Source organism: Olivibacter sp. 47 (genome assembly GCF_030372825.1).
In the GTDB taxonomy this organism is placed as follows: Bacteria; Bacteroidota; Bacteroidia; order Sphingobacteriales; family Sphingobacteriaceae; genus Olivibacter; species Olivibacter oleidegradans.
This window is the reverse complement of sequence record NZ_JAUCNR010000001.1, coordinates 2,800,510-2,817,464: the sequence shown is the minus strand read 5'-3', so window position 1 is coordinate 2,817,464 and position 16,955 is coordinate 2,800,510. Positions and strand designations below refer to the sequence as shown.

18 protein-coding genes and 1 pseudogene are annotated in these 16,955 nt (G+C 40.1%); 10 read left to right on the top strand and 9 right to left on the bottom strand.

What is annotated here, in order from left to right; all coding sequences use genetic code 11:
• Nucleotides 1–36: 36 nt before the first annotated feature.
• Nucleotides 37–768 (bottom strand): subclass B1 metallo-beta-lactamase, encoded by a 732-nt coding sequence (bla, locus tag QT327_RS12185; RefSeq protein ID WP_149105652.1) that lies wholly within the window; start codon nt 766–768, stop codon nt 37–39.
• 290 nt (nt 769–1,058) lie between these two features.
• Here bla and QT327_RS12180 point away from each other — a divergent pair, with 290 nt between their 5' ends.
• The gene (locus QT327_RS12180; RefSeq protein ID WP_149105651.1) at nt 1,059–1,253 is read left to right on the top strand and encodes a hypothetical protein; all 195 of its coding nucleotides are present in this window, start codon (nt 1,059–1,061) and stop codon (nt 1,251–1,253) included.
• Nucleotides 1,254–1,339: 86 nt separating this feature from the next.
• On the opposite strand, the gene QT327_RS12175 is transcribed toward QT327_RS12180, so the two are convergent.
• Complete coding sequence (locus tag QT327_RS12175) at nt 1,340–1,789, bottom strand: hypothetical protein (protein WP_130857862.1); 450 nt, start codon at nt 1,787–1,789, stop codon at nt 1,340–1,342.
• Nucleotides 1,790–2,017: 228 nt separating this feature from the next.
• Between QT327_RS12175 and QT327_RS12170 the strand changes: the two genes are divergently transcribed.
• The 5 genes from QT327_RS12170 (at nt 2,018) to QT327_RS12150 (ending at nt 6,352) form a co-directional block, all read left to right on the top strand.
• On the top strand, nt 2,018–2,467 hold the full coding sequence (locus tag QT327_RS12170; RefSeq protein WP_013666503.1) for an Hsp20/alpha crystallin family protein: 450 nt from the start codon (nt 2,018–2,020) through the stop codon (nt 2,465–2,467).
• A gap of 95 nt (nt 2,468–2,562) precedes the next feature.
• On the top strand, nt 2,563–3,651 hold the full coding sequence (locus QT327_RS12165) for a glycosyltransferase family 4 protein (RefSeq protein WP_149105650.1): 1,089 nt from the start codon (nt 2,563–2,565) through the stop codon (nt 3,649–3,651).
• A gap of 10 nt (nt 3,652–3,661) precedes the next feature.
• A complete protein-coding gene (locus QT327_RS12160) occupies nt 3,662–4,753 on the top strand; it encodes a glycogen debranching N-terminal domain-containing protein (RefSeq protein ID WP_289552992.1) in 1,092 nt (363 codons plus the stop codon).
• Nucleotides 4,696–5,796 carry an amylo-alpha-1,6-glucosidase gene (locus QT327_RS12155; protein WP_502910549.1) on the top strand — a complete coding sequence of 367 codons (1,101 nt, stop codon included), beginning with the start codon at nt 4,696–4,698 and terminating at the stop codon, nt 5,794–5,796. Before QT327_RS12160 ends, QT327_RS12155 begins: the two co-directional genes overlap by 58 nt.
• Before the next feature lie 73 nt (nt 5,797–5,869).
• A complete protein-coding gene (locus tag QT327_RS12150; protein WP_013666500.1) occupies nt 5,870–6,352 on the top strand; it encodes a nucleoside deaminase in 483 nt (160 codons plus the stop codon).
• A gap of 104 nt (nt 6,353–6,456) precedes the next feature.
• Here the strand turns inward: QT327_RS12150 and QT327_RS12145 are convergent, their stop codons facing one another.
• From QT327_RS12145 to QT327_RS12130, 4 genes and pseudogenes are all read right to left on the bottom strand, one after another.
• Nucleotides 6,457–7,233, bottom strand: coding sequence for an Fpg/Nei family DNA glycosylase (locus tag QT327_RS12145; protein ID WP_130857865.1), 777 nt, complete (start codon nt 7,231–7,233; stop codon nt 6,457–6,459).
• 96 nt (nt 7,234–7,329) lie between these two features.
• The gene (locus tag QT327_RS28225; RefSeq protein ID WP_354004816.1) at nt 7,330–7,776 is read right to left on the bottom strand and encodes a CBS domain-containing protein; all 447 of its coding nucleotides are present in this window, start codon (nt 7,774–7,776) and stop codon (nt 7,330–7,332) included.
• Nucleotides 7,777–7,947: 171 nt separating this feature from the next.
• Nucleotides 7,948–8,891, bottom strand: a pseudogene (locus tag QT327_RS12135) (chloride channel protein); the annotation flags it as partial.
• A 407-nt stretch (nt 8,892–9,298) separates the two neighbouring features.
• Entirely contained in the window at nt 9,299–9,985 is a 687-nt protein-coding gene (locus QT327_RS12130; RefSeq protein ID WP_168204563.1) for a Crp/Fnr family transcriptional regulator, read from the bottom strand.
• Nucleotides 9,986–10,194: 209 nt separating this feature from the next.
• On the opposite strand from QT327_RS12130, the gene QT327_RS12125 reads away from it, so the two are divergent.
• From QT327_RS12125 to QT327_RS12110, 4 genes are all read left to right on the top strand, one after another.
• A complete protein-coding gene (locus tag QT327_RS12125) occupies nt 10,195–10,662 on the top strand; it encodes a hypothetical protein (protein WP_013666496.1) in 468 nt (155 codons plus the stop codon).
• Nucleotides 10,663–10,847: 185 nt separating this feature from the next.
• Nucleotides 10,848–11,654: a helix-turn-helix domain-containing protein gene (locus tag QT327_RS12120; protein ID WP_130857868.1), complete on the top strand. Its 807-nt coding sequence runs from the start codon at nt 10,848–10,850 to the stop codon at nt 11,652–11,654.
• Nucleotides 11,655–11,762: 108 nt separating this feature from the next.
• Nucleotides 11,763–13,844, top strand: coding sequence for a poly(ethylene terephthalate) hydrolase family protein (locus tag QT327_RS12115; protein ID WP_289552989.1), 2,082 nt, complete (start codon nt 11,763–11,765; stop codon nt 13,842–13,844).
• Complete coding sequence (locus QT327_RS12110; protein ID WP_289552988.1) at nt 13,820–14,122, top strand: hypothetical protein; 303 nt, start codon at nt 13,820–13,822, stop codon at nt 14,120–14,122. The genes QT327_RS12115 and QT327_RS12110 overlap by 25 nt, the downstream gene beginning before the upstream one ends.
• On the opposite strand, the gene QT327_RS12105 is transcribed toward QT327_RS12110, so the two are convergent.
• From QT327_RS12105 to QT327_RS12095, 3 genes are all read right to left on the bottom strand, one after another.
• Complete coding sequence (locus QT327_RS12105) at nt 14,106–14,855, bottom strand: rhomboid family intramembrane serine protease (RefSeq protein ID WP_130857870.1); 750 nt, start codon at nt 14,853–14,855, stop codon at nt 14,106–14,108. The genes QT327_RS12110 and QT327_RS12105 overlap by 17 nt on opposite strands.
• 209 nt (nt 14,856–15,064) lie before the next feature.
• Complete coding sequence (locus QT327_RS12100) at nt 15,065–15,361, bottom strand: hypothetical protein (protein ID WP_130857871.1); 297 nt, start codon at nt 15,359–15,361, stop codon at nt 15,065–15,067.
• Nucleotides 15,362–15,434: 73 nt separating this feature from the next.
• A complete protein-coding gene (locus QT327_RS12095; protein ID WP_242627372.1) occupies nt 15,435–16,487 on the bottom strand; it encodes a BamA/TamA family outer membrane protein in 1,053 nt (350 codons plus the stop codon).
• Between the last annotated feature and the right edge of the window lie 468 nt (nt 16,488–16,955).

The window sequence follows — 16,955 nt, the reverse complement described above, 5'->3', positions numbered from 1 at the left end:
TAAAAGTTGAAAGATTCTTAAATAGATGAATGCGTCCTATTGCTTAAATAAATTTATGGTATAATCGAGCAATTCCTGACCTCCCGATTTTCCGTGCCCCGGAATGATTAGCTCTGCTTCAGGATATTTTTGTTTAATCTTCATAACCGTTTCAGACCAGCTCTCCACGTTTGAATCTCCCAGATATCCCTTTGAAGCATTCATTTCTTTAATCAAACAACCTCCAAACATAACTCTTCGACTTGGGAAATAACCTATTATATTATCCTTCGTATGTCCTTCACCATTGAATTCAGCAATAATTTTTCTTTCACCTACTTTTAGTTCGAGTTTTTTATGAAAACCATGTTGAGGCATGATCAGGTTTTTTGCTTTGGCAAAAGCTATTGTTTTATTGCTAGCATAAGAAGGAATTCGATTCTTATGAAAGGCCGCCAGACCGCCTAAGCAATCATCATGAAAATGGGTTGGAATAACTGCTACTATTGTGCAATCCAAACTATCTTTAACCCAATCAATCAAAATGTCGGCTATAGAATCATTGGTTGGTGTATCAAAAACAATGGCCTCTCCTCCATCATAAACAATCATACCATTGCAGGGCACTTTCCCAAAATCGTCTGTTAACAAATAACTGGTGTGCTCATAAACATTATCTTTTATCTTTTTAATGGTAAAGTCGTCGGAGACGTAACTTTTGTCAGTTTGCGCGCTCAATTTGCAGCTAAGTAAAAGAAAGGCTAATCCGTAAAAAAAACAGTGTTTCATGCAGCTTTATATTAGTAAAATGGTTAAATATCACCTGTAATTCCCCATGTAGCGTATTGCCCAGGAGAACAAAGATAGATTATTATGCTCCAAATCTATTCGATAAGCCTTTAAAAAATCACCGTAAGTGTTGATTGTAATGATTGATTCAGGGACTGCTTTTCCACAGTTATTTCACTCATCTTCACATACATATACATTTTTACGCAAAAAAAACACAAATACAAAATGCCATTTTAGGTTTCTCATCCTAAAGCTTTACCTTTGAAACGTACCAAATAGATTTTGTTATGGTAAGTTCAACAATAGGATCTGTTATAACCAACAACAGTGTACATCCCGCTCATCCTTTCATCAAAACACTAATAGCTATTGCCAGAGGAATGAAAAAAGACGGCTTTTCCGATGCTGAAATCGCAAAGGAGACTAATTTATCCCTTACATTGATCACTAAACTTAAGCAGAAACAACCAACAACACCATAAGTTGGATCGATAAGAACGGTGTAGACATACGAATCAAATTAGCCTAAAATGTTCCTAACTGTGTGATTGCAATTGTTTGGAAGATTCTACTGAACACGCACATATCGCTCGATAATCTCACGATTAATGCCTTCGCTTTCCACCTTTTCCGTTCCTTTCTGCACGAGTGTATCATTAAGAATAGTAACTTGAAAATTAAAGGTATTCCCTTCCCAATTTCGATTAGCATAAAAGTCTAAATATTCGGTATAAGCATTTCCTTTCAGCGTATATCTACCACCGCCGGCGTCAAAATGATGGGACGAATCTTTAGGTGTATTTTCATCATGTCTTAAAAAGGCGAAGTGAGAATCGTTAATAATTTTTATCATACTTGTCCCTTTGCTATAATCGGTCGTAACGCTGTCTTTGCCTGTAACGACGGTGGCAGACAGCAATTTCCACGTACCCTTTATAGGTACGAGCGAATGATCAGATCCTGTGCAGGAGCAAATTCCTACAAAAAGCGTTATAATTGGCCAGTTTAGTTTTTCCATTTGATAAAATTATAAATAAGAACGGATGAACGCAACATAAACATTATCAGATATTAGCCGTTCCACATGTCAAATTGTCCTTCAACGTAATTGCCTTACTACCTAAAGCCGCCAAATTGACCTAAGATCGCCTATACAACGATTTGGTATATTACTTGATAGCTTTAGGTAGAAATAGTTTCATTTTCTTGGTAAATAAATAATTAAATTTAAAAAAGGAGGTTATTTATGTCACTGATTAAAAGAAACGGAAGTAATTTTCCATCATTTCCGGCATTTTTTGATGATCTTTTTGCCAGCAATCTCTTTGACTGGAACAATAGCAATTATTCATCCACGCAAACAACAATCCCATCGGTAAACATCCGGGAAACCCATGACAATTTTGAAGTTGAAATGGCAGCTCCCGGCATGAGCAAGGATGACTTTAAGGTAGAGCTTGATGGCAATACCCTGACCATTTCTTCAAGTAAAAAGCATGAGCAAGAAGATAAGCAGGACGGCTACAGCCGAAGGGAGTTCAGTTATCAGTCATTCCAACGCAGTTTTACTTTACCCAAAGACGTCGTTGATGAAGATAAAATAGGTGCTCAATACGAAAATGGTTTGTTACGTTTAACCATTCCAAAAAAAGAGGAAGCAAAGAAAAAAGCACCTCGCCTTATTGAAATTTCTTAGTAAGAAAGGCTTGTAAATACAAGCCTTTCTTATATCTGCACTTCTTACAAAGAGTAAACACACGCATTCTTGTCATTATTAATTTCATATGTTCTATGAAGATTGCACAAGTATCCCCATTGTTTGAGTCTGTGCCTCCTAAACTATATGGCGGTACGGAACGGGTTGTCTCCTATCTTACAGAAGCCCTGGTAGATCATGGCCATGAGGTCACTTTATTTGCATCCGGTGATTCGGTAACTCGTGCGAAACTTGTCAGTCATACGCAAGAAGCACTGCGTTTAAACCCGAAAGTAATCGATCCCTTAGCCTTTCATATCTTACAGCTACAAGAAGTGATTGAACGCGCACATGAATTTGATATTATACATTTTCACACAGATTATCTTCACTTTCCCGCTTCACAACTTTTACAAAGGCCCTGTATTACGACACTACATGGCCGCTTAGATATACCTGAGTTAAAACCACTATACGATAAATTCGACACGCAAGCTATCATCTCCATTTCAAACAGTCAGCGGAACCCTTTACCGCAGGCAGCATGGATGGATACTGTGTATCACGGTCTTCCCAAAGATTTGTATCAAGCAATTGAAACAAAAGACGACTACGTGGCATTCATTGGCAGAATATCGCCGGAGAAAAGGCCTGATAGAGCTATCGAAATTGCAGAAAAAGCGGGCTGCAAAATAAAAATAGCAGCAAAAATCGATAAAGCGGATCTATCCTATTTTCATGATCATATAAAGCATTTGATCCAAAAGCCTTTTGTAGAATATATCGGCGAGATCGGGGAATCTGAGAAGAATGATTTCCTTGGAAAAGCCAAAGCGTTATTATTCCCGATCGACTGGCCGGAACCTTTCGGAATGGTTATGATTGAGGCAATGGCTTGCGGCACTCCGGTCATAGCGTATGCCCATGGGTCTGTTCCTGAAATTATTGAGCATGGAAAAAATGGCTATCTTGTTTCCTCGGTCGAAGAGGCTGCACATGCCATTGGAAAAGCGTCTGCTTTAGATCCACGAATCATTAGACGTTTGTTTGAAGAACGCTTTAGTTCAGATAGAATGGCCCAGGATTATGTCCGTAATTACGAACTATTATGTAATAGACATCGTATATCTGTAAGTCATCATTCAAAAAAATTCGATTCAATAGACAGCAAATTAACAGCGTAATATTGGAACTATGGAAAGTTACGAGGAGAAGTTTAACGTTTTAAATCATTGCGATACCTTTGCTATACTTAACCGTTGGGGCAATATAGATTCCGGCGGCAACCAAATTCAAGGAATATATAATCGGGATACACGCTTCATTAACCACTTACATCTGTTACTTAACGGAATGCCCCTTGATTTACTCAGCTCAAGCATTACCGAAGAGAACGAGACACTGTCTACCGACTTGAGCAATCCCGGGTTTACATCTTTAAATGGTATCAAGGTCGCCGCTGCTTCGCTACATATTCATCGAAGCCAATTTTTAAAAGATGAGGTTTTTCATGAAAAACTGGATATTCAAAACTATCTGGATCATCCCTGTTCTGTTAAGTTGTCTTTAGTTATTAAGGGCGATTTTGCCGATATTTTTGAAGTACGGGGTGTAAAACGCAAAGCAAGAGGACGACTTATGCCCTTAACCAAAAGTGAGGATGGGCAGCTGGTGATCAGCTATGAGGGACTGGACCATATTAGGCGGAAGGCGATTATATACTTTTCGCAGCCATTTGAAGCAGATTTAGCGCATCAATTGCTTCATTTTCCACTCGACTTAGCAGCCAAAGGTCTCGGTCAACTGGAATACGCCATTCATTTTGAGCAAACAGGACGAGCATCGCAACCGAAAATTGCCTATGAAATGGCAAAAGACGAACTGATACCTAGGTTAAAGCATAAAAATGCATACTTCCCTATTATTGAAACGAGCAACGAGCAATTTACACATTGGCTGAATCGTTCACAGGCTGATTTAGTCTCCTTAATGGCAGAAACACCTTACGGTAAATATCCTTACGCCGGTGTCCCTTGGTACAATACAGCTTTCGGACGGGATGGCATCATCACCGCTTGGCAGACATTGTGGCTCGCCCCACAATTGTCTAAAGAGGTATTGCTCTTTCTTGCCGCACATCAGGCCGAACAAGAAGACAAAGCTTCAGATGCTGAACCAGGAAAAATACTGCATGAGATGAGAAATGGCGAAATGGTTGCGTTAAACGAATTACCTTTAAAAAATATTACGGAACAATTGATGCTACCCCACTTTTCATTATGTTAGCTGGCGCTTACTATCAACGCACAGGCGATCTTTCTACAATGCAGCAATTATGGCCCCACATTGAAGCTGCTTTAAATTGGATCGACAACTATGGTGATTTTGACGGTGATGGTTTTGTAGAGTATCAACATAAAGCGGAAAAAGGATTGACTAATCAAGGATGGAAGGATAGCTTTGATGCCATATCACATGCTGATGGTACACTGGCCAAAAGCCCTATTGCCTTATGTGAAGTTCAGGGGTATGTATATGCTGCCAAGAAATCCGCATCCTATATAGCCTACGACTTAGGTAAAACAGCCGTTGCACAAAAACTGAAAAAGAGTGCCCTTGACTTGAGAAAAAAATTCAACGAACAGTTTTGGATCGAAGAGAAGCAGTGCTTTGCTTTAGCGCTGGATGGCGACAAAAAACCATGTATGATAAACACTTCGAATGCGGGGCATGCGCTGTTTACGGGGATTGCCTATGAACATTTGGCATCAAAACTTGTAAAAACCTTACTCCATCCCGATCTATTTGCTGGTTGGGGTATCCGCACATTAGCAGCAAATGAAGCGAGATACAATCCGATGTCTTACCATAATGGCTCTATTTGGCCTCACGATGTAGCGCTGATAGCCAGTGGATTTGCAAAATATGGTTTTGTCGTTGAAGTAGCCCGATTAACAACTGCGTTGTTTGACGCTTCGCTCTTTATTCCTCTTCAACGATTACCTGAACTTTTTTGTGGTTTTGAAAGACGTCAGGGTGAAGGGCCAACGGCTTATCCGGTAGCCTGCTCCCCGCAGGCGTGGTCCGTATCTTCGGTATTCTTGTTGCTACAATCATTGCTTGGTTTAGAAATTATTCCTGACAAAAAAGTTATTCGTTTTAATAAACCTTACCTGCCAAGCTTTCTAAGCTGGATAAAACTAAGTGGTATCCAAGTAGACAGTTTACGAATCAACTTGGAGGTTCTAAGGCATAAAAGCAACGAGCACGTAAGCATATACTGGAACAACCAACCCAAAGATTGGAAAATGGAAGTAAGCATGGAATAATGATCAATATATCATTCGTAGGGTATAATCGAAAGACGTACAAAAAATTGTAAATTAGCTGAGGTAATGATTAATGATGGCTTCAAAAGACGATATAATATTTTTAAAGAAGGCAATTGATTTAGCGGTAACAGGCGTTAAACAGAACAAAGGAGGGCCTTTTGGGTGTATCATTGTAAAGGACGGCAAAATAATCGGCAAAGGATGCAATTCAGTGACATCTACTATAGATCCTACCGCACACGCGGAGATTGTAGCTATACGAGATGCCTGCAAACACCTTGGTGAATATCAATTGGATGACTGCACACTCTATGCTTCTTGTGAACCATGCCCTATGTGCCTAGGCGCGATCTATTGGGCGCGGCCATCGCGTGTAGTCTATGCGGCGACAAGATTTGTAGCAGCACAAGCTGGCTTTGATGATGCTTTTATTTATGAAGAAATAAATTTAACAGGAACAGAAAGAAGAATTCCCTTCGAATTTCGACAAATTAACGAATCACAGGCGCCTTTCTTAAGCTGGGAGCAAAAAGAAACGAAAGACCTTTATTAATCTACTCGTTAATCCTCAGCTAGTTCACTGTGTTAAAATATTAAAAGCGTCATTAATTAAGTAAGCGTTGCCCGCTCTATACAATATCAATCGATGCACTTGAGTTAAGCGTAGACATGTTGGCGATCTGTGAAATAAGTAGTTCTGCCGCCTATCTTTTCCGTTCGGATCGGATTACCTTGTGGATCTTCTTTGGCCTTCACACGATGAACCTTCATAAAATCGCGAATTTCACCGCTTATGATATCGGGGTGTTCTTTTAATATCATTTTTTCCGCCTGCAATAAAACTTCTTTAATACTTTCCACTAATTCGCTTACTTTTTCTTTTGGTATTTTATTGGCGATAGATTGCGGTGCAATCTTTGCCTCCCAAAGAATTTCATCCGCATAGGCATTTCCAATACCACCGATTATATGTTGATCCATTAGAAGTGTTTTTATAGTTGCCTTGCTGTTTTGAAGGATCATATACAGTCGTTCCGCATGCAGATCATCCGACAAAGCATCTACCGACGCTGTCCGCTTCGGATTTAGCTGAATATGGGCCATCTTTTGAAAGTCTGTTATGAAGAGCGTTTGAGCCTTTTCGAATTTCAAGGATAATAGGGCATACTTAGGGTTTTCTTCGTTGGTATATACCAGTTTACCGTGAAGCATTAAATGAAGAGATAATAACGTATTTTTTCCGAAATCGAAATAAAGTTGTTTTCCTAAGCGATATACTTTCTTTAATTCACGTTTTTCCAAAGCTTCTTTGAGCTCTTTTTCCGGAACACTGACTTTTTTATGCTCATGAACATGTATCCGTTCCAGTTTTTTCCCCTTAAGGATTCTCGTAAGGTTTCTACTAAAAACCTCTAAATCGGGTAATTCCGGCATAACTCCTCCCTACTATAAATCAACGATAACTGTATCTAGGAACAGTTATAAATACAAAAAGTTGTATTTTTTTACAATCTTAATCGGAAAAGCAACTTATCGAACATGATTTGGTCGTCTACGATTAGCGATAAATTTAAGCCCTCTTCTTCGGAGTGAAATGTTAATTGTCCGTCGTTCACTTTTAGCCGATATTTCTTGAAAAGAGTTGAGCAATCGATCATAGGTAATAAGCCCAGCTATTTCACGCTTTCTATCGATGACCGGAAGGCAGTGCTTATTTTCTGTTAACATAACGTTCAATGCAGCTCGTAGGCTGTTATCTGTATAAAGGGGCTTAACCGATTTTTCAATTAGCGTACTTACTTGTGTTTTGTCATTGCCGGTAAATTTATATAGCTCTTTTGTAGAGATAAGCCCCACATATTGTTGTTCCTCATTAACAATGATCAAATAATCGGGTCTTTCCGTCGATTTATTGAACCAATCTTGTGCTTCCAGGATACTTACTGTCTCCAACACGGTCACAGCTACCTGCTGCATGATTTGGCCAACATTAACCATTTCCAATAAATTCGGTTCATATTCATCAGGGGTTAAAACACCGCGTCGACTAATTTTTTCAGTCATGATTGTATTGCGCATAAATAGATAGGATACCGTATAAGAAGCAACACAGGCAGCAAGCAAGGGAATAAGGGCGTTAAAATGACCGGTCGTTTCCAATGCGAATAAGATAGAAGTAAGCAAGGCTCTTGATGCACCTGCAAACATGGCTGACATGCCAATCAGAGCAGCCAGGGCCAGGTTAATATCCAAATCGGGCATTAAATGTTTAAAGACCATGGCAATTAGCACGCCTAAAGCAGCTCCAATCGTTAACAACGGAGCTAATGTCCCGCCTGACGTACCGCTACCTAAGGCTAAAACCCAGGAAAGATATTTAAAAACACACAACGTCAGAACAAAATACAGCGGCATCTTACCCGAAAGGAGATCCGTAATATTTTCATAACCAACGCCCAGTGTGCGAGGAAAAAAATAACCAATCAGTCCTACAGCAATTCCACCAATTGCAGGCCACCATACCCAATGTATTGGCAATTTTTCAAACAAATCTTCAACCGCATAAACCGACTTGGTCACTAAAATTGCCAAAAACCGATCAGCAATCCCATTAAACTATAAAAGAAAATCGATACGTTCGAAACCACATCGATGCTGGCACCGCTGAAAAACACAGGAACGGCGCTGAATAATAAGTGATGTCCTGCCGCACCCGTTATACAGGCCAGTGCTACAGGAATAATGGAACGAGGTGTAAATTCGAAAAGGAGTAACTCAATCGCTAGAAAAATGGCCGCTATCGGTGTCCCGAATATGGCTGTCATTCCTGCCACGGCTCCTGCTGAAAGCAAAATTTTCCGTTCTGTATGCGTGATGCGTAATAACTGACCTAAAGTCGAACCTAAAGCCCCACCGGTAGCAATAATCGGCCCTTCAGCACCAAAAGGCCCACCGGTTCCTATCGCTATTGCTGAGGAAATTGGCTTTAGGTAAGTGATAGTAGGACGTATCTTGCTCTCATTCGTCAGAATTTGCTCCATGGCTTCGGGAATACCATGACCTCGAATTGCCTTTGACCCATATTTAGCCATTAATCCTACAATAATGCCGCCCAACGCAGGTATAGCGATGACGATCATTCCCAATTGATTATGGGCAGGAGAAACCTCATGAAATGATAAGTTTTGATAGAACGATAAGTTGGTTATTAGACTGATTAAATAGACTAAAAAACGAGCAATTAAACTGATGGCTGCTCCTACAGCTACGGCATAACAAGATATCATGATTAATCTTTTCTTGTTCCTTACTTGCTGAGGATAAATGGCCTCCGACTCCAAAGTGGATGACAAGGAAACGGAAATAGGAATTCCGGACTTCTTAGTTGACATGTTATAAATTTGATGCAAAATATGACTTATATCATATTTTAAAAAATCTTTCCATCAATTTTTGTTACATCACAGTCCGAATCACCTTTGAATCAATCTGATAGTGTTTAATTGGTACAATAGGCTTGTAATAGCTTCCTATCTAAAATCTTAATTTTCTTTCCATTTAATTCGAGCGTATTCTCTTCCTCCAGCTGTTTGAGCATTCTGAAGAAGGTTTCATAGACCGTTCCTGCATAATAAGCCAAATCTTGCCTCTTTAGTTCAATTGCAATAAATCCAAGGCTATCGCAGCCAAATTGTGCTTCCAGGGTAATAACCGTATTCGCTACCCTTCCCTTCACTTCCATTAATGCTAAATCACGCATTCTTTTTTCGGCGTCGCGTAATTCATTAATATGAAAGTTCAAAAATTTTCTGGCGAAAGCCGGGTCAGCATCTAACAAGCGGTCAAAGGAATCGAGGCTAAGCGAACATACGTAGCTTTTTTGGAGGGCAGTTGCGGAAATTGGGTATTTCAAGTCGCCTCCCATTCCCCGATATCCCAGAACTTCGCCTGGCCGATTAAAATGGAGTATAAATTCCCGATCTTCGCTCCATTTCATATGGGTCTTGATACAACCTTCTGTAATAAAATAAATGGTATCAGCTTTATCGCCTTCTTTAAAAAGTATTTGGCCTTTAGCTATTTGACCTTGGGTGCCTTTGGCCTTAATCGCTCTAAATATTTCATCGCTAACTTGATTACAGAGAAAACAGGTTGACGCACCGCATAGTCGTTTAATTGAATCCATATTTGCAAATGTAAAGGGAATAAGCCTATAAAGAAATAGTCGACTCAACCAATAGGCAGCTATTGATGAATTTTGCTTGGCTAGCATCATTCTCACGCATGAAATTTAAGGCATTTACAACATTATCTATCGTCATTTGTTCTTTTAGGGATAAGCGATCGGTTGACGGTAGCTGGTCATAATGCATCGAAGATAAAAGAGAAAACGATATGAAGTTCGCAATTAACATGTTAGGGGGGTTAGCAGGAGCCCTTATTTTAAATATCATTCACGAAAGTGCTAAAAAACTGTTTAAAGAAGCGCCGGAAATCGACAAGGTCGGTCAGGAAGCTATCAAGAAAACCAGTCGGACTGTTGGCATAACACCTCCAACCGGAAAAAAATTGTATGCAACTACGCTTTTAAGCGATCTTGCCAGTAATACCATGTATTACAGTGCTATTGGGAAAGGCGATTCACAGGGCTTGTTCTGGAGAGGCGCAGGTTACGGATTAACCGCCGGACTTGGAGCAATCGGTCTTACAAAACCTTTGGGATTAAACGACGCACCAATCAATAAAAGTATGGTTAGTAAAATTCTCACGGTAGCTTGGTACACCCTAGGTGGAATCGTTGCAGCATCAGCTATTAAGCTGTTGGATATGAAGAACGATCATGTAGTTGGCCGGAATAATTAAAATTAACGATTTTATCACTTAGCCATCTGAGATTCAAGGTTTATAAGAAGCATTGAATATCTGTTGTGATGATGAATATTTGCAATCGCACAGAGATGAAAGGATTCATAAAATGAAGTTAATTAGGCGTAACAACACAGCACTTTCACCGTCTATACTATAATAAACATTAATTCCGATTCCACATGCTGGCTTGTCCTCCCGTCCGATTTGAAATAGGCACTTATGTCGGTGAAAAAGTGAAACAATTGATATTTGACGGCATTATAGCAAGTGAAACAACGTTTAAGCCAGGCATGTCATCCGAATGGCATTACCATAGTAACCCACATTTCTCACATATTTTGTCTGGAGGCAGCAGGGAATTGAGAGAAAAGGGGACACAAATACAAATGGCTGGTACTAGTCTGTACTATTATCCCGGAATACCACATCAAAACCTGAACTATGTGCAGGGAACGCGGATATTTAATATGGAACTAACCGCTGACTTTTTCAAGAATTATGATATCTTGATACCGGATGAATCATTTATGTTCGAAGCGCAGCCATCAATCAATACCGCTTGCCTCATGCAGATTATGCGTGAAATTTACTTAAATGATGCGGATACTCCCCTGTCGCTTCAACAGCTTTGTTTAACACTAAACGGTAAATCCAACAAAAGGGAACATCTTTTTCCTGAATGGACAAAAAAAATTAAATCGATCCTGTATGACGAATGGGATAAGCCATTATCCCTTCATACATTGGCTCACTATCTACAAGTACATCCGGTAACAATTTCTCGGTATTTCGCTCGTTATTTTGGCTGTACAGCCGGTGAATATCTGCGCCAGATCAAAGTCGAAAAAGCGCTTATCCTACTGAAATCGCAGCACGCCACACTTACTGAAGTTGCTTACCGCTGCGGCTTTTCGGATCAAGCCCATTTCACGAAAATTTTTAAAAAGCTAACAGGATTCACTCCCAATCAATACAGAAAATTATAAGCAATACGGGAGGCTAATTTCATACAATTTTATATTGGAAAAGCTTTGTACCTTCGTTTACACCTTAATATCAAGCGATTTGTAATTTTTTACTTGTTGGTTTAAACAATGGAACAAAACATACAACAGCATCCTAATAGTTGGTGGAAACGAACCCGCAATTGGTTCCAAAAAGCAATTGCATTTTTCACGCCAAATAATCGAACGCTCAAAGCCAGCGGGATAGGAATTTTCCTTGTCTCATTGCTCTTTTTTGCTTTCAATACAATTGATGGTTTCCTATCGGCTGTCGGATTCGGTTATTATCTGCTCACTCTATTTTGTTACGTTATCGCATCTTATGTCATTGCTGTTATCATCAGTTTTGCCATAGGTCTTGCCGCAAAAACCCCACGCTATTTTCGACAATCCATCGCCTTTGTTATTTTCTTTATTTTATTTTTTGATCGACTGAGTTGGCCATACAATTGGATCGTTATCGGCTTCGTTATTATTTTCCCTGCCTTGATTTTTGGTGCCTTATCTTATTGGAGGCAACATAAAGAAAGCCAACATACAAGAAAAAGGCAATTACCGGCTATTATGGTCTTTGGTCTGGGACTTGTTGGTTTGGGACTTGGTTTATTTCTTTTTCTATATCCCGGAAGAAGGGTCGAGTCCATCAAAAATTACAAGTTACTGGCAAAACTTCCCCCAACCATAAAGGCAGCCAATCCAGCGCAGAGAGGTAAATGGCAGGTTTCCTTTTTAAGCTATGGATCGGGGAACGATAAACATCGTACAATATATGGCAAAGATGCTACCATAAAATCCCCTACTGTAGACGCATCCTTTTTGTTAAAATCTTGGACCGGTATTTCAGGTAAATTGCGTACTTGGTATTTCGGTTTTAATGAAACGGCACTTCCATTAAACGCGATGGTCTGGTATCCAAACAACTTACAAGGGCCTGCTCCCCTTGTTTTGATTGTACATGGAAATCATCTGGCGCAAGACTGGTCAGAAAGTGGCTATGATTACTTAGGCGAACTACTTGCCAGCAAAGGCTATATCGTTGCATCCGTTGACGAGAATTTTCTGAATGGGAGTTTTACTGATATGCCCCGAGGTGGTTTGGAAAAAGAAAATGGCACACGCGGATGGTTAATGTTAAAACACTTGGAACTGTGGAAAAAATGGAATGAAGATCCATCAAATCCATTTTATCGGCGCGTTGATATGAATAACATCGCCTTAGTGGGCCACTCACGTGGCGGTGAAGCGATGTCTCATGCCGCCTTGTTCAATAGTCTACCCAGCTTTCCAGATAATGCAAATGAGAAGTTCGACTTTAACTTCTCCATCAAAGCTTATGTAGCGATAGCGCCCGTAGATGGTCAATACAAACCTGCATCCATCTTAGCCCCCCTTCAAGACATCAACTATCTTGTAATACAGGGAACACACGATATGGATATGCAGTCGTATGGAGGACTAAGTACATATAAGCGTATTCAATACAATCCCTCTTATCAAGGTTTTAAGGCAGGCCTGTATGTTCATCATGCCAACCATGGGCAGTTCAATACAAGCTGGGGTAAATATGACGCTAGTCGACCTTTCATCAACCAGTTTAACATGACCAACGTCATGGAGGCAAAAGATCAGGAACAAATAGCCAAGGTTTATATTAGCGCCTTCCTTGACGTACATCTAAGAGGTATGACAGCCTATACACCTTTATTTATGGACTACCGATCTGGTCGTGATTGGCTTCCCGAACAAATCTATTTTAACCAGTATGAATCAAGCAAGTCCATATTCCTGGCACGCTATGAAGAAGACTTGAATCTGACGACAGCTACCATACCTGGTGTAAATATAAATGCAACGAATTTAAGTGTGTGGAGAGAAGCACAACATAAGCTAATGTGGGGAGATCATCTCTCACGTGTAGCCTATATAGGGTGGAATTTGGAAGATGACAAGAAGCTAATTGGTAGATATACATTTAACTTTAATGACAGCATCCATTTGGCAACAGAAGATAAGGCGCTTGTCTTCAACCTTACAACAAGCGACGAAAGTTCGCTTCACCTAACAAAGGGAAAAAGAGTAACCGAGAGAAAAGACAAGAAAAGGATGCAAGTAGGAAAGAGAAAAAACAAAAGCAAAATATCGAAGAAATGCCGCCCATTGATTTCACAATAGAATTGGTAGACCGTTCAGGAAATCGGCTTCATTTTTTGTTGAGCAACTGTTTCCCTTTACAACCGCAGATACAGAAAAAATTGACAAAATATGCTTTTCTCAATGCAAACGAAGATGCCGAAGCGATACCCGACTTCTTCTACTTTGATCTAAGCAGGTTGAAAAAAAACAGCGCTTCATTCGATTTAAATAATCTGCAAAGCATCTCCTTTATTTTTGATCAGTCGCCCTCCGGTGTGATTGCTTTGGATGATATTGGTTTTATACCCTCTTTCTAAATTTCTTTTTCTTTACAAATCGCATTATCAACAATAAGCCAAAAAGGAAACCACCAATATGGGCGGCATAGGCAACGCCGCCCGCTTGCTGCCCACCTAGCGCGCCAAGACCATTTGATACTTGGAAAAGAAACCATAGTCCCACCGCCAGAAAAGCCGGCACGGAGATCACAACGAATAAAATCCATACGTAAACGCTTCTTCGCGGGAACAAAACCATATATCCTGCTAATACAGCGGAAATGGCGCCCGACGCACCTAAACTGGGAATCAGTAGATCTTGTCCAAGAATAAAAGTACTGAACACATGACTCAAACCGGCTAATGCTCCTGTTAGCAGATAAAAGAGCAAATAGTTGATATGTCCCATACGGTCTTCCAGGTTATCGCCGAAAATACCGAGATACAGCATATTCCCTCCCAAGTGGGCCCAGCCGCCATGCATAAACATGGAAGTTATCAATGTTAAAAAAACCGGTACAGGTGTTTTTTGTAATCCCGGCAGCTCGAAAACATCTCCAGTAAAGGGGTCAGCAATCAGCTGACTCTCAGTGATAATATCCCTACCTGTTAATATTTCCGCGGGGATCGTTGCATAAGCAAAAGTGAAATAAATATTATTACCGAAATGTTGCCAAAAAACGAACACGAATATATTAATAGCGATAAGTGTATAATTTACAAAGGGGATCGTCTTCCGATCCCGATTATCATCTCCAATTGGAAGAAGCATTTTTTTCTTTTTTTAGCCGTCTTTAAGAGAATCTTTTTAAAGACATTGCAAATCAAAGAAAAAACCCGCTATTATTATAATTGTTTGCATTGTTCCGTGCATATCGCCTGCAGATCCGATCTTACATACAACATTAATAGCATGTAGTTATGTCCTTTATTATTATTATAAACGCGTTCATTATGTATTACCGCCATTCAAAAAGATCGTCACCAAATCTTTTTGTTTGAAGCCTTTAATGCATCTACAACATAATTAGCTACTTCATCATTGTCGGAATGGTTCTTTATCCGTTCGTCTAAGTTACGTTGCCAATTCTTCAACGCCTCCTGCGGCGATAAACCACATGCAAAAATGCCTTTTTTCATATCAGGTCCCAACACACAACAAAAATCATTTCCGTCCTGGAATATGATGGGACGTAGTTCCCGCACCGTTTGCGGTACATCTTTCGCTTCATAATTGAAATGAACTAGCATTTCCTCAGGGATCCTCATTTGCTCCATATACAGTTTATTATCGGATGTATAAAGAAAACAGCCCGGAAATTCGTTTTGTTTACCCGCATGAAAAAAAATCCTAAAAAGCCTCTCCATTGAAAATATAGAAACCGGCGCCTTCTTGTGTGAAACCGATGTCCAAGCGGATATAAATATCCTTTTTTGGAAAGAGTAAATAACGAAGGCCAAAACCACCTGACCATTTTAGATTGGAAAAGCTAAGCGCGTCAATGCTCGGACCTACCGTTGCCATTGATCCAAATACAACCGCTCCTACCCTTTTACTGAACGCTAACGGCAACATTCTAAACTCAACCTGTGAGGCTAACATATTCTTATCTCGATACCGACCTTGGTAATAGCCACGCATCAGCATATCGCCCCCCATCAGGGCTAACAGGTTGAAGGGTACATCTCCACGGACAAAGTTGCCAAAAAGCTGCCAAGCAAGGGTATTGCGCTTGTTTAGCACATGAAAAGACCGTATATCTAAATTAACACTATTAAAGCGGTAATCACTGGCCAACGAGGGGCTGTAGTTCAAAAAAGAAAGCTCCCCAAAGAACCCTTTCCTTACATTTAACACATTATGCCTATTGTCATAAACCAAAGCCGCACCCAGTCCGAGGTTTAACGAACCATCCGCTCCCAAGGGAAGCATCGGCCCCCCTGAAGCAGGTCGATTAAAAGACACATCGGTGAGTTGTTGAAAATCAACCTCAGGGCCAACAAAAAAATCCTTACTGATTTTCCTTAAAACACGTTGCTTAAAGGCAATGCTAAAAGCGTCCACCACCGCATGATTAGATTCTCCGGTACGAGGCCCGATACCATAATAAAACAGAGGAAAACGCTGGATACGCGTTCTTCCCAGCAAAAACCACTTGTCTTTGTCGCCGTATATCGCATTATCAAGCCATAAGCCATACTGAGCCTTAAAAGTAAAGAAAGCGAACGCCTGCAGCTCGCTCAACCTGTTCAATGAATCGTTCTTAGCACGAAATAGCTGAAGGGCCGAAGCCCCCAGCTCTATCCCCGTTTCGGGCGCATAGCCAAAAGTGGGATAAACCGTAAAGCTTTTTTCCGCGGCAGAAGCTGTGTCATTAAAAATCCGGTGGACCTGGCGTCCCACCCAGCTATCTTTTAGACCTTGTGCCCGTAGGTTAGGATTTAGCAATAAGCATATGATTATAGGAGACCCAAAAATTTTTGCACCAGCTTTCATAGTAGATCGATCGCAGCACATGCGATTAAAAGCAAGGATACGCTACAAGTATTAGAATGCCATTATAAACTTCGGAGCAAGGATAAATGGCAACAGATGCAAGTCAATAGTGAATTCGGCTTTCTTGCTAGATTTATCCAAAACAAACAATCTAATCTTAAAAAAAAAGGCAAATAAGCAAAAAACATTAAAAAACAACGAACACTTCAGCACAAAAGCAACAAAAATCAAAAAGAAGTAAAAAAATATTTCCATACAATTACATTTAAAGAATAAAATACCTCACAAAACCGCCATAAACCAATAAAAACATCATCATATTATTTTTTATCAAAAAGTCATTTTTTTGGAATTAACCAACAACAAATCACCGAC

Bases quoted from the DNA above. Each gene is read 5' to 3' on its own strand.
- bla (WP_149105652.1), bottom strand. From the start codon at position 768: ATGAAACACTGTTTTTTTTACGGATTAGCCTTTCTTTTACTTAGCTGC.
- QT327_RS12180 (WP_149105651.1), top strand. From the start codon at position 1,059: ATGGTAAGTTCAACAATAGGATCTGTTATAACCAACAACAGTGTACAT.
- QT327_RS12175 (WP_130857862.1), bottom strand. From the start codon at position 1,789: ATGGAAAAACTAAACTGGCCAATTATAACGCTTTTTGTAGGAATTTGC.
- QT327_RS12170 (WP_013666503.1), top strand. From the start codon at position 2,018: ATGTCACTGATTAAAAGAAACGGAAGTAATTTTCCATCATTTCCGGCA.
- QT327_RS12165 (WP_149105650.1), top strand. From the start codon at position 2,563: ATGAAGATTGCACAAGTATCCCCATTGTTTGAGTCTGTGCCTCCTAAA.
- QT327_RS12160 (WP_289552992.1), top strand. From the start codon at position 3,662: ATGGAAAGTTACGAGGAGAAGTTTAACGTTTTAAATCATTGCGATACC.
- QT327_RS12150 (WP_013666500.1), top strand. From the start codon at position 5,870: ATGATGGCTTCAAAAGACGATATAATATTTTTAAAGAAGGCAATTGAT.
- QT327_RS12145 (WP_130857865.1), bottom strand. From the start codon at position 7,233: ATGCCGGAATTACCCGATTTAGAGGTTTTTAGTAGAAACCTTACGAGA.
- QT327_RS28225 (WP_354004816.1), bottom strand. From the start codon at position 7,776: ATGCAGCAGGTAGCTGTGACCGTGTTGGAGACAGTAAGTATCCTGGAA.
- QT327_RS12130 (WP_168204563.1), bottom strand. From the start codon at position 9,985: ATGGATTCAATTAAACGACTATGCGGTGCGTCAACCTGTTTTCTCTGT.
- QT327_RS12125 (WP_013666496.1), top strand. From the start codon at position 10,195: ATGAAGTTCGCAATTAACATGTTAGGGGGGTTAGCAGGAGCCCTTATT.
- QT327_RS12120 (WP_130857868.1), top strand. From the start codon at position 10,848: ATGCTGGCTTGTCCTCCCGTCCGATTTGAAATAGGCACTTATGTCGGT.
- QT327_RS12115 (WP_289552989.1), top strand. From the start codon at position 11,763: ATGGAACAAAACATACAACAGCATCCTAATAGTTGGTGGAAACGAACC.
- QT327_RS12110 (WP_289552988.1), top strand. From the start codon at position 13,820: ATGCCGCCCATTGATTTCACAATAGAATTGGTAGACCGTTCAGGAAAT.
- QT327_RS12105 (WP_130857870.1), bottom strand. From the start codon at position 14,855: ATGCTTCTTCCAATTGGAGATGATAATCGGGATCGGAAGACGATCCCC.
- QT327_RS12100 (WP_130857871.1), bottom strand. From the start codon at position 15,361: ATGGAGCAAATGAGGATCCCTGAGGAAATGCTAGTTCATTTCAATTAT.